Raw genomic sequence first — 13,450 nt, 5'->3', positions numbered from 1 at the left:
GGGGCCGGGCCGTGTCCGCACAGCCACGTATGGCTCGCGACAATACGGACACTCCCCAGCGGCCCGCGCCTGCCGGGCCCGAGGGCCCCGCCCGGCGCGCCCCCTCCCCCGCACGACGCGCGAAGACGAACCACGTGAACCTCCAGAAGGGCGAGTCCGCAGTGGACAACGACGACATCGCCGAGCTCCGGCGCGCACTGGTGCGCCGGCGGCTCGCGGCCGGGGGGCTCGGCCGCACGCCGGGCCAGGACAGGAAGGACCCGCGGCCGGACGGCGCCGCCGCCCAGGACGGCGGCCTCGCGCCGCTCAGCGACGGACAGCGCCACATGTGGCTCGCCCAGCGCCTCGACGCGACGGGCGCCGCCTACAACGTGTGCCTCGCCGTCACGCTCTCGGGCCCGCTGGACGTCCCCGCGCTGCGGCACGCCCTGCGGGCGCTCGTCGTACGGCACGACGTGCTGCGCACCCGGTACGTGACCGGCGCCGACGAACTCCCCCGGCAGATCGCCGATCCGCCGCCCGCGCCCGGCGACCTGCCGCTGCCGGTGACCGACCTCAGGGGCGCCGAGGAGGGCGCCTTCGACGCCGCGCTCGCCCGGCTCGCGGGGCACCGCTTCGACCTGGCGCGCGACTGGCCGGTGCGCACCGCGCTGTGGCGCACGGGCGACGACGAGCATGTGCTCGGCCTCGTGGTGCACCACATCGCCTGGGACGGCGGCAGCTGGCCGGTCATCGCCGCGGAGCTCGGCGCCGGGTACACGGCCGCCGTCGAGGGCCGCGCCGGGGAGCCCGTGGCGGCGATCGAGCCGCGGTACGCGGAGGTCACCGCGGGCGCGGGTGAGAGCCGCGCGGCCCGCGACGACCTCGATTACTGGGAGCGCAGGCTCGCGGGTCTGCCGGGACCGCTGCGGCTGCCCGCGGACCGCCCGGGCGGGCGCGGCGGGCGGCGCAGGTCGGTCGTGCTGCCGACCGCGGAGACCGCGGTGCTGACGGAGTTCGCCGCCCGGCGGCGCGTCACGCCGTTCACCCTGCTCCTCGCCGCCATGGGCGTACTGCTGCACCGGCACGGCGCGGGCACGGACCTGCCCGTCGGCTCCGCGGGCATGAACCGCGACACGGGCGCGGCGCAGGCCCTCGTGGGGAACTTCGGCAACACCCTCGTCCTGCGGCTCGACCTGGCGGGCGACCCGGCTTTCGACGCGCTGCTGCGCCGCGCCGACGCGGTGCGCGCCGAGGCGTTCACGCACCAGGACGCGCCGTACGACAAGGTCGCGGCCCGGCTGCGGCAGGCCGGGGGCGGTGAAGCCCGGCACGGCGGCGACCTGTTCAACGTCATGCTGCTGTTCCTGACCCAGGACATGACGGGCCCCCGGCTGCCCGGGCTGCGCACCCGGTGGCGCAACGTGCACAACGGCACCGCGCAGTTCGACCTCTCCTTCGAGGCGTTCCTCGTCGACGGCGAGATGGAGATCGAGGCGACGTGCGACGCCGCGCTGTTCTCCGAGGAGCGGCTCGACGCGCTCCTCGGCGATCTGCGGGGGCTGCTGCGCGCGGCCGTCGCCGCTCCGGACGCGCCCGTCTCCCGGCTGCCCGTCTCCGCGCTGCCCGTACCGGCCGGCGCGCCGGCGCAGCACCCGGAGCACGCCGAGCCCGCCGACGGCGGCGCGGCGCGCACCCCCGCGGAGGTGGAGGCGCTGGTCCGCGACACGATGGCGGAGCTGCTCGAACAGCCCGCGGGGAGCGTCGCGCGGGACGGCGACTTCTTCGCACTCGGCGGCAACTCGCTGCTGGCGACGCGGATGGTCGCCGGGCTGCGGGCGGCGCTCGGCACGGACGTGTCGCTGCGCGACGTGGTGCGGCTGCGCACTCCGGCCGCGCTCGCCGCGGCCATCGCGCCGCGCGAGGCGGCGGGCGACTGGCGGTCCGTCACCGGCACCGACCGCGAGGAGGGCCCGGGGCCGCTCACGGCGGGGCAGCGCGCGCTGTGGTTCCTGCGGGCGAGCACGGGTCCTTCCGCCGAGTACAACGTGGCGCTGGGTCGCAGGCTGCGCGGGCCGCTCGACGTGGCGGCGCTGCGCGCGGCGCTCGCCGACGTGGTCGGGCGGCACGAGGTGCTGCGCGCCGTCTTCGGCGAGCGGGACGGCGCGGTCGCGCACCGGGTGCTGGCCACCGGCGACGCGCTGGCCAGGGGCGCCGGGCTGCGGGTGCGGCGGGCGGCGGGCGGCGGCGCGGGCCCGGCAGAGGACACCTTCGAGGACCTCGACGCGGCCGTCGAGGCCGAACTGGGCCATGTGTTCCGCCTGGAGGACGAGCCCGCGCTGCGCGTCACCCTCTTCGAGGAGGGCGAGGGCGCGTACGTCCTGCTGTTCGTCCTGCACCACCTGGTGTTCGACGAGTGGTCGGAGTCGGTGCTCTGCGCCGACCTGGCGCGGGCCTACCGGGCGCGCGCCGCGGGCGGGGAGCCGCGGTTCGCCGCCCTGCCCGCGCGCTACGCCGACTTCGCGCGCTGGCAGCGGCGCGTACTCGCCGAGCCCGAAGGCCAGATGGCGCGGCAGCGCGCCTTCTGGCGCGAGGCCCTGCGCGACCTGCCCGACCAGATCCCGCTGCCCGCCGACCGGCCGCGGCCCGCGGAGCCCGACCCGGCGGGCGAGGCGGTGACGGTGCCCGTGCCGCGGGCCGTGGTGACGGCGCTGCGCGCGCTCGCGGTCCGGCTCGGGGTGCCGCCTCTCGCCGTGTGGCACGCCCTGGTCGCCCTGCTGCTCTCCCGCAACGGCGGGGGCTCCGACGTACCTCTCGGCACCCCGGTCTCGGGCCGCGGAACCGGCGAACTCGCCGGTCTCATCGGCATGTTCACCAATACGGTGGTGCTGCGCTCCGACCTGTCGGGCACGCCGACGTTCGCCGAGCTCGTCGACCGGCTCGCCGAGGCGGACCTGGCCGCCTTCGACCACCAGGACCTGCCGTTCGAGCGGGTCGTCGAGCTGGTCGACCCGCCGCGGGTGCTGGGCCGCAACCCGCTGTTCCAGACGATGCTGATGTACGTGGACGCGGCGCCCGACGCGCTGCGGCTGCCGGGCGTCGCCGAGGAACCACTGCCCGCGCGCCTCGACGTGGCCAAGTTCGACCTGAGTTTCACGGTCGTGGACGACGACGGGCCGGCCGGGCCGCACGCGGTGGTCCGCTACAGCACCGCCCTGTTCGAGCGGGCCACGGCGGAGCGCCTCGGCCGTGAGCTGCGCCGGCTCGCCGAGGAGGCGGCCGCGGACCCCGACAGGTCCGTGGCGCGCGTCGAGCACCTGCCGGAGGCGGACCGCCGCCTGCTGGTCGAGGAGTTCAACGCGACGGCGGAGCCGGTCAGCCGGGCGAGCCTCGCGGACCTGTTCGCCGCGCAGGCCGCGGCGACGCCGGACGCGATCGCGGTCACCTGCGGGAAGGACGAGGTGACGTACGCGGACCTGGACGCGCGGGCGCGACGGCTCGCGGCGGACCTGGTGGCGCACGGGGTGGGCCCTGAGAAGGTCGTCGGCGTCCACCTGGACCGCTCGGTCGAGCTGGTGGTCGCGCTGCTCGCGGCGCTCAGGGCGGGCGGCGCCTTCGTGCCGCTCGAACCCGCCTGGCCCCGGCAGCGGATCGCCGAGGTGGTCCGTACCTCGGCGCCCACCGCGGTGGTGACGCGGGAGCCCGCCGAGTTCGCCGGGTCCGGTGCGGCGGCCGTCGAGCCGCCGACCTCCGGAGCCGACGCGGACGGCGGGTACCCGGCAGAGGCCCCCGGGCTGCCGCGCCTCGGACCGGACAGCCTGGCGTACATCATGTACACCTCGGGCTCGACCGGCACGCCCAAGGGCGCGATGATCCGGCACGGCGCGATAGCCAACCGGCTGCTGTGGCAGCGCGGGCTGCTGGACTTCGGGCCGGGGGACGCGGCGCTGTTCAAGGCGCCCCTCGGCTTCGACATCTCGGTGAACGAGATCTTCCTGCCGCTGGTCACCGGGGCGACGCTGGTGGTGTGCCCGCCGGGCGACGAGCACGACGCGGAGGCGCTGGCCCGGCTGGTCGCCACCCGGCGCGTCACCTTCTGTTATCTGACGTCCTCGCTGCTCGACGTGATGCTCGGCACGGAGCACGCGGCGGGGCTCGCCTGCCTGCGGCACGTGTGGTGCGGCGGCGAGGTCCTGACGCCCGAACTCTTCGCGCGCTTCCGCGCCGCGCTCGACGCCACCCTGTACCACGGCTACGGGCCCGCGGAGGCGACGATCGGGGTCAGCCACGAGGTCTACGGCCCGGGGCACGAGCGCGGCGCGGTCACCATCGGCCGCGCCAACCCGAACACCCTCATCCATCTGCTGGACGCGCAGCTGCGGCCGGTCTCCCTCGGCGTGCCGGGCGAGATCTACCTGGGCGGGCTGCCACTGGCCCGCGGCTACGTGGGCGATCCGGGCCGGACGGCCGAGCGGTTCGTCGCGGACCCGTTCTCCGCCGACGGCTCGCGCCTGTACCGCACGGGCGACCTCGGGCGGCGGCGGCCCGACGGCACGCTGGAGTTCCTCGGCAGGATCGACAACCAGGTCAAGATCCGCGGCATGCGGGTCGAGCCCGAGGAGGTGGAGGCGGCGCTCTCCGGCCACCCCGCGGTGCGCAGCGCCGCGGTGGTGGCGCGCAGCGACGGCGGTACGAAGCGCCTCGCCGCCTACCACGTGGCCGCCGACGGCGCGGAGCTGACCGAGGAGGCGCTGCGCGGCTGGCTCGGGGAGCGGCTGCCCGCGCACATGGTGCCCGCCTCGTTCACGGCGCTGACGGCCATGCCGCTGCTGCCCTCGGGCAAGGTCGACCGGGCCAGGCTGCCCGCGCCCGTGCGGCGCGGGACGGTGTCGAGGCCGCCGCGCGACGCGCGCGAGACCCTGTTGTGCGAACTGGTCGCGGGGCTGCTCGGGGTGGCGGAGGTGGGCGCGGAGGACGACTTCTTCCGGCTCGGCGGCGACAGCATCCTCTCCATCCAGCTGGTGTCGGCGGCGCGCGCCGCGGGGCTGCGGCTCGCGGTGCGCGACGTGTTCGCGGCGCCCACGGTCGCCGGGCTCGCGGCGCGGGCCGTCGCCACGGCGGACGGGGCGCCGGCCGAGAAGGCCGCGGGCGGCGGCGCGCAGCCCGGTGAGGGCGAAGGGGACGCGCTGCCGCTCGCGCCGCTCCAGCAGGGCCTGTTGTTCCACGCGCTGTCGAGCGAGGGCGCCGACGCCTATGTGGCGCAGCTGACCCTGCGCCTCGGCGGTGAACTGGACGAGGAGGCGCTGCGTGCCGCGGTGGACGGGCTGACGCGCCGGCACGAGAGCCTGCGCGCGTCCTTCGGGCACGACGGGAACGGCGTCCCGGTGCAGCGCTTCGCCGCCGAGGTGCGGGTGCCGTGGCGGGCGGCGGACCTCGGCGGGCTCGGGGAGGCGGAGCGCGAGCGGCGCTGGGCCGAGCTGGTGGAGGCGGAGCGCGCCACGCCGTTCGACCCGGCGCGCGCGCCGCTGCTGCGCGCCGTGCTCGGGCGCTTCGGCGCCGGGGAGCACCGGCTGCTGCTGACCAACCACCACCTGCTGTTCGACGGCTGGTCGCTGCCGCTGCTCGTGCGCGACCTGCTCGCGGGGTACGCGGGCGGTCCGCTCGCGCCGCCCCCCGGCCAGTACCGCGCGCATCTGCGGTGGCTCGCCGGCCGGGACACCGGGGCGGCTGCCGAGGCGTGGCGTGCCGCGCTCGACGGGCTGCCGGGGCCGACGCGGCTGGTGGACGAGGCGACCGACACCGGCCACCGGGCCGCCGCGGAGCACTCCCTCGCGCTGGGGGCAGGGCTCACGGGGCGGCTGACGGCGCTGGCCAGGGAGCGCGGTGTCACCGTCAGCACCCTGCTCTCCGCCGCCTGGGGCACCGTGCTGGGGCTGCTGACCGGGGAGAGCGACGCGGTGTTCGGCGTCACGGTCTCCGGCCGCCCGCCGGAACTGCCGGGCGCCGAGGGCACCGTGGGGCTGTTCATCAACACCGTGCCGGTGCGGGTGCGGGCCGAGGCCGGGCTCTCGTTCGGCGGGCTGCTGCGGCATCTGCACGCCGAGCAGGGCGCGCTCCTGGACCATCAGCACCTGGGCCTCGCGGAGATCCAGCGGCAGGCGGGCGGCGGTGAACTCTTCGACACGCTGCTGGTGTTCGAGAACTATCCGGCCGACCACGCGGAGCTCGCGGCGACCGCCCGGCGCGGCGGGCTCGACCTGCTCGGCATCGACTCGTCCGACGACACCCACTATCCGCTGACGCTGCTCGTGCAGCCGGGCGACGAGCTGACGGTGCGGCTGCGCTACCGGGGCGCCGCGCTCGGCCGGGAGCGGGTCGAGGGGATCGCCGAGCGGCTGCGGGCCGTGCTGACGCGGCTCGTGGAGCGGCCCGACGCGCCGCTCGGCGCGCTGGACCCGCTGCTGCCGGGCGAGCCGCGCGGTGCCGCGTCGAAGACACCGGCGCACACGGGCGACGTGGTCGCGGCGATCGACCGGGCGGCCTCCGCGACCCCCGACGCGACGGCGGTCACCGCGGACGGGGTCGCGTACGACTACGCGTGGCTCTCGGCCCGCAGCCGGGGGATCGCGCGGCTGCTCGCCGCGCACGGCGCGGGGCCCGAGCGGCTCGTCGGGATCGCGCTGCCCCGCTCCGCGGACCTGATCGCGGCGGTGCCCGCGGTGCTGCGCACCGGTGCGGCGTTCCTGCCGCTCGACCCGGGCCAGCCCCCGGCGCGGCTGGCCCGCGTCCTCGGCCAGGCGCGTCCCGTGGCCGTGCTGACGACGCGTGCGGTCGCCGAGACGCTGCCCGCCGACGACTGCGGCGAGCTGCTCGTTCTCGACGACCTGGTCCCCGACGGGCTCGAAGGCCCGGAGCCGGCCCCGGTGCGGGAGGGCCAGCCCGCCTATGTCGTGTTCACTTCTGGTTCGACGGGCGAGCCCAAGGGCGCGGTGCTGACCCGGCAGGGGCTGCACAACCGGCTGGTGTGGACGGCCGAGGCACACGGCATCGGCCCCGCCGACGTCGTCCTGCACAAGACGCCGATCAGCTTCGACGTGGCGGTGTGGGAGCTGCTGCTGCCGCTGGCGGTCGGCGCGCGGGTGGTGGTCGCGGAGCCCGGCGGGCACCAGGACCCCGGCTATCTGGCGGAGCTGATCCGCGCCGAGGGCGTGACGACCGCCCACTTCGTGCCGTCGATGCTGCGCGCCTACCTGGACGACGCGCGGCCCGCCGGGTCTCCCCCGCTGCGCAGGCTGCTGTGCAGCGGCGAGGCGCTGCCCGCCGACCTCGCGGCGCGCGCCGCCGCGCTCGGGGTGGAGGTGCACAACCTGTACGGGCCGACGGAGGCCACCATCGACGTCACCGCCGCGCGCCACGAGGGCGCGCGGGACGCCGCGGGCGCCGGCCCCACCGTCCCGATCGGGCGGCCCGTGGACGGCACCCGGGTGCATGTGCTCGACCGGGCGCTGCGGCCCGTGCCGCCCGGCGTGCCCGGCGAGCTGTACCTCGGCGGTGTGCAGCTGGCGCGCGGCTATCTGGGCCGGCCCGATCTGACGGCCGCCCACTTCGTCGCCGACCCCTTCTCGGGCGGCGGGGCGCGTCTCTACCGCACGGGCGACATCGTGCGGACGCGCGAGGACGGTTCCCTCGTCTACCTCGGACGGGGCGACGACCAGGTGAAGATCCGGGGCGTCAGGGTCGAGCCTGCGGAGGCCGAGGCCGCGCTCGCCGCGCTGCCGGGGGTGGCCGCCGCGGCCGTCGTACCGCGCGCCGAGGAACCGGGCGGCACCCGGCTCCTCGGGTACGCGGTGCCGGAGGCCGGGAGCGTCCCGCCTGCGCCCGAGGCGCTGCGGGAGGCGCTGGCCGGGGTGCTGCCCGAGCAGCTCGTGCCGACGTGGATCGTGGTGCTCGACGCGCTGCCGCTCACCTCGTCGGGCAAGGTGGACCGGCGGGCGCTGCCGGCCCCGGAGCGCCCGGTGCCGGACGCCGGCCGGGCCCCCGAAGGGCAGCGCGAGACGGTGCTGTGCGGCCTGTTCGCGGAGGTGCTCGACCTGCCGTCGGTGGGCCCCGACGACAACTTCTTCGCGCTCGGCGGCGACAGCATCAGCTCCCTGCGGCTGGTCACGCTGGCGCGCGCCGCGGGGCTGCGGTGCTCGCCCCGGCAGGTCTTCGAGGCCCCCACGCCCGCGGCGCTCGCGCGGCTCGCCGAGGAGTCGGCGCCCGAGCCTGCGCGGAGGGCGGCCGAGGTGCCCGCGCACGGGCCCGTGCCGCTGACGCCGGTCATGCGGCGGCTGCTCGACCGGGGCGGGCCCGTTGCCGGGTTCGCTCAGTCGGTGGTCGTCAGGACCCCGGCGGGCGCGCGCGCCGACGGGCTGGCCGAGGCGCTGGACGCGGTCGTACGCACCCACGACATGCTCCGCGCCCGGCTGGAACCCGACCCGGAGGGCGGCGGGGGTCCTGCCCGGCTGCGCCTGCTCGTCGAGCCGCCCGGCGACGGCGGCGAAGCGCCGCGCCGCGTCGAGGGCGTCCCGGCGCCCGGGGCCCTGGCGGAGACGGTGCGGCGCGAGGCGGAGCTGCTCGACCCGGCCCGGGGGCGGATGCTGCGCGCGGTCTGGTTCGACGCCGGGCCCGGCGAGCAGGGGCGCCTGCTGCTCGTCGCCCACCACCTGGTGGTCGACGGTGTGTCCTGGCGGGTGCTGCTGACCGACCTGGCCGCCGCCTACGGGGCGGCCGCGGCGGGCCGCCCCGCGCGGCTCGCGCCCGTCGGCACGTCCTTCCGCGCCTGGGCCGTCGCCACGGCGAACGCGGTCGCGGCCGACGCGGCGGCCCGGGCCGCCGCGTGGCGCGACCGGCTGGCCGGGCCGCCGCCTCGGCTGGCGGACCGCCCGCTCTCGCCCGAGCGGGACGTGCTCGGCGCGACCCGCAGGACGGTGACGGAGCTGCCGGCCCCGCTCACCCGGGAGGTGCTGCGGGTCGCCGGGTCGACGGCGCTCGACGCGGCGGACGCCGGCGGACGCGCCGACGCCCAGCGCGTCCTGCTCGCCGCGCTGGTCGCGGCGCTCGCGGGCACGGGCACGGATCCCGCGCCGCTGGTACGCCTCGAAGGGCACGGCAGGGAGGAGCAGGTGGTGCCGGGCTCCGACCTGACGAGGACCGTCGGCTGGTTCACCACGGCGTTCCCGGTACGGCTCGACGCGTCGGGCCTCGACCTCGCGGAGGTCGCCGCGGGCGGGCCCGACGCCGGTCGGCTGCTCGCCAGGGTCGGCAGGACCGTCGCGGGGCTGCCCGACCACGGCTTGGAGTACGGGCTGCTGCGGTACGCGGGCGGCGAGAGCACGGCCGTGCTCTCGGCGCTGCCCGAGCCGCTGATCGGCTTCAACTACCTGGGCAGGTTCGGCGGCGGCGCCGAGGACTGGTCGCTGGACTCGGCGGCGGGGCCGCTCGGCGGCGCGGGCGACCCGGCGATGCCGGTGGCGCACGTGCTGGACGTCAACGCGGCGGTGGACGGCGGCGGCGACGAGCCTCGGCTGCGCGTCTCGTGGACGTACCTGCCGAAGCTGCTGCCCGCGGCGGACGTCGAGCGGCTCGCCGCGCGCTGGGCCGAGGCCGTCGGCGGGCTCGTCGCCCACCTGCGGGACGCCCCGGAAGCCGGCGCCGAGGCCGCCCGGCCCGCGCTGCCGGGGCCGCGCCGCCCGAACCTGGTCGCGCTGTCCGGCGGCCAGCTCGACCGGCTGCGCCGCCGCTTCGCGCCGCCCGGCGCCCCCGCGGGCGACGGTGCAGGCGGCGCAGACACCTCATCCGCGACGAGTGATCGGAACACGCTCCATGACTGATGCCAGCATCGTCGACGCCCTCATCGGCGACGTGCGCGCCCAGCTGACCGAGGGGGACGAGATCCCCGAGGAGTCCGACAACCTCATCGAGTGGGGGCTCGACTCGATCGGCCTGATGCGGCTCGCCGCGCGCTGGCGCCGGGAGGGCATCGACGTCTCCTTCGGCGACCTGGCCGTCCAGCCGACCCTGGCGCACTGGCGTGCCCTGCTGCTCGCGGCGGACCCCGCCTCCGCGGACCCGGCGCCCGAGGCCGCGCAGGCGGCCGGAGCGCCCGCGGAAGCGGCTGAGGCGCAGGACGGGGCCGATGACGGCACGTTCCCGCTCGCCCCGCTCCAGCACGCCTACTGGATCGGCCGGGAGCCCGGGCAGCGGCTCGGCGGGGTCGCGGCCCACCTCTACACCGAGTTCGACGGCGCGGGGGTCGACCCGGAGCGGCTGGCCCGCGCGGTCGGGGAGGTGACCCGGCGTCACCCGATGCTCCGCGCCCAGGTGACCGGGGACGGGGGGCAGCGGGTGCTGGCTGAGCGGCCCTTCCCGCCGGTGGCGGTGACCGACCTGCGCGAGGCGGACCCGCCGGAGGCGGACCGTGCGCTCGAACGGCTGCGGGAGGAGCGTTCCCACCAGACGCTCGCGATCGAGGAGGGCCAGGTCTTCGAGATCGGGCTCGCGCTCCTGCCCGGCGGGCGCACCCGGGTGGCCGTGGACGTGGACATGGTGGCCGCGGACGCCCGCAGCTACCGGCTGCTGCTCGCCGAGCTGGCCCGCGCCTACGCGAGCGGTGGAGCGCTGCCCCCGGCGCCCGCCTACGACTACCGGCGCTACCTCGCGGAGCGCGCCGAGTCGGGTGCCGCGGCGGTCGAGCGCGACGCGCGGTGGTGGCGGGAGCGGCTCGACTCGCTGCCCGACGCCCCCGAGTTGCCGGCCGATCCGCGGGCGAGCCGCCCGGAGCGCATCGGCCGCCGCGCCCACCGGCTGACCGCTGCTCAGCGGGACGGGCTCGCCGCCCGCGCCAGGGCGCACGGCGTCACCCTCGCGGTGGCGTTCGCCACCGCGTACGCCGAGGTGATCGGCGCGTGGAGCGCGAACCCGCGCTTCCTGCTCAACGTGCCGCTGTTCGACCGCGAGCCGCTCGACCCCGCGGTGCCCGGGCTGGTCGGCGACTTCACCTCGTCGGTGCTGCTGAGCGCGGACGTGTCGCGGCCCGAGCCGTTCGCCGAGCGCGCCCTGGGGCTCCAGGCGCAGCTGCACGAGCGGGCGCGGCACGCCGCCTTCTCCGGGGTGCACCTGCTGCGGGAGCTGGGCCGGGCGACGGGTTCTCCGGTGGTGGCGCCGGTCGTGTTCACCAGCGCGCTGGGGCTCGGTGACCTGTTCGCCCCCGAGGTGACCGACGCCTTCGGCGAGCCGGTGTGGATGATCTCGCAGGGCCCGCAGGTGGTGCTCGACGCGCAGGTCACCGAGGTGGCGGGCGAGGTGCTCGTCAACTGGGACGTGCGCGAGGACGTGTTGCTGCCGGGTGTCGCCGACGCGATGTTCGCCGCCTTCACGGGGCTGCTCGACCGGCTCACAGGCGACGCCGCCGCCTGGACGTCCCCGGTGGGCGCCCTGCTGCCCGAGCGGCAGCGCCAGGAGCGCGAGCGGGCCGATGCCGCGGCGGCCCGCCCTGAGTCTGGCGGGCTGCTGCACTCCGGGTTCTTCGAGGCCGCCGCGCGCGCCCCCGAGGCGCCCGCGCTGCTGTGGGGCGAGGACGGCTGCTTGAGCTACGGGCAGCTCGCCGACCGGGCGCTGCGGGTGGCGGGCGCGCTGCGCGCCGCGGGCTCGGCGCCGGGCGACACCGTCGCGGTGAGCCTGCCGAAGGGGCCCGAGCAGATCGCCTCGGTGCTCGGTGTGCTCGCCGCAGGCTGCACGTACCTGCCGATCGGCGCGGACCAGCCGGACGCCAGGCTGCGCCGGGTGGTGTCCCTCGCGGGCTGCCGGGTCGTCCTCACCGACCGGTCCTCGGGGGCCGGCGAGGGGGTCGCGGTGCTGCGCCCCGCCGACGCGCTCGGCCACGGCGGGCCGCTGCCCGCGCCGCACCTCGGCGGCGGCGTGGGCGCGGCGGAACTCGCGCCCGCCTATGTGCTGTTCACCTCGGGCTCGACCGGCGAGCCGAAGGGGGTGGAGGTCGGCCACGAGGCCGCGATGAACACGATCGCGGACCTCGTCGGGCGGTACGGCCTGGGCCCGCGCGACCGCACCCTCGGCGTGTCCGCGATGGAGTTCGACCTGTCCGTGTTCGACGTGTTCGCCGCGCTGACCGCGGGCGGCGCGGTCGTCGTGGTGCGCGAGGCGGAGCGCGGCGACGCGCGCGCCTGGGCCGCCCTGGTGCGCAGGCACCGGGTGACGGTGCTGAACTGCGTGCCCGTCCTGCTCGACATGCTGCTGGTCGCGGCGGGGGACGCGACCGACACCGGGCTCGGCGACTCGCTCAGGGTGGTGCTGCTCGGCGGCGACTGGGTGGGGACCGACCTGCCGGGGCGGCTCGCGGCGCGGGTACCGGGCTGCCGGTTCGTGGCGCTCGGCGGCACGACGGAGACGGCCATCCACTCGACGGTGTACGAGGTCGAGGACCCGGACGCGCTGCCCGCGTCCTGGCGGGCCGTCCCGTACGGGGCGCCGCTCGGCGGCGTCGCCTGCCGGGTCGTCGACGAGCAGGGGCGCGACCGGCCGAAGTGGGCGGCGGGCGAGCTGTGGATCGGCGGCGCGGGCCTGGCCAGGGGCTACCGCGGCGACCCGGTGCGCACCGCCGACCGGTTCGTGGAGCACGAGGGTCTGCGCTGGTACAGGACCGGCGACTTGGCGCGCTATCTGCCCGGCGGGGTGCTGGAGTTCCTTGGCCGCGCCGACCAGCAGGTCAAGCTGCGCGGCTACCGGATCGAGCTGGGCGAGGTGGAGGCGGCGCTCGCCGCCCAGCCCGGGGTGAGGCGCGCGGTGGCCTGCTGCTCCGACCGGCGCGGCGGTTCGCTGCGCGCAATGGTCGAGGCAGGCCCCGGCACGGACGAGGAGGCGCTGCGTGCGGGCGCCGGGGACCTGCTGCCCGGCTACATGGTGCCCGACCGTGTCGTCGTACGGGACGCGCTGCCGCTGAACCGCAACGGCAAGCCCGACCGGTCCGCGATCGCCGGAGCCCTGTGGGAGGAGCGTGACTCCGGGCAGCCGGCCGCGCCCGCGGGGCCGTTGGAGACGTTGCTGCTCTCGGTGTGGCAGGAGGTCCTGCGGGAGCGGGACCTGGGGCCCGACGACGACTTCATCGGCAGCGGCGGCGACTCGGTGCTCGCCACCCGGATCGTCGCCAGGCTGCGGGACCTCACGCAGACGGACGCGGTGCGCGTGCAGGACGTCCTGGGCTCGCACACGGTCGCCGGTATGGCGCGTGCGCTGCTCGCGGCCGACCCCGGCTGGCAGGAGATCGCCGAACTCACCCTGGCGGTCGCGTCGATGACCCCCGAGGAGCTGGCCCGGGAGCTCGCCGCCGGCTGAGCGGCCGGTCCCCTGCGCTCCCGCGGCGCCCGCCGCGGGAGGCGTCCGGGCCCCGCCGCCCCCGGACGCGCCTCGGGGCGGC

The 13,450-nt window shown here is 77.6% G+C and carries 2 protein-coding genes; both read left to right on the top strand.

The window, feature by feature from the left end; genetic code table 11:
• Positions 1-134: 134 nt before the first annotated feature.
• A complete protein-coding gene (locus ABEA77_RS19665; protein WP_345649087.1) occupies positions 135-9,851 on the top strand; it encodes an amino acid adenylation domain-containing protein in 9,717 nt (3,238 codons plus the stop codon).
• Positions 9,844-13,368: an amino acid adenylation domain-containing protein gene (locus ABEA77_RS19660; protein ID WP_345649084.1), complete on the top strand. Its 3,525-nt coding sequence runs from the start codon at positions 9,844-9,846 to the stop codon at positions 13,366-13,368. Before ABEA77_RS19665 ends, ABEA77_RS19660 begins: the two co-directional genes overlap by 8 nt.
• Positions 13,369-13,450 lie beyond the last annotated feature (82 nt).

Origin of the sequence: Streptomyces tremellae, assembly GCF_039540215.1 — a bacterium.
GTDB classification, from domain to species: Bacteria; Actinomycetota; Actinomycetes; order Streptomycetales; family Streptomycetaceae; genus Streptomyces; species Streptomyces tremellae.
This window is presented reverse-complemented; position numbering and strand designations above follow the sequence as displayed.

Excerpts from the sequence above, each read along its gene's own strand:
- ABEA77_RS19660 (WP_345649084.1), top strand. The coding sequence starts at position 9,844 with ATGACTGATGCCAGCATCGTCGACGCCCTCATCGGCGACGTGCGCGCC.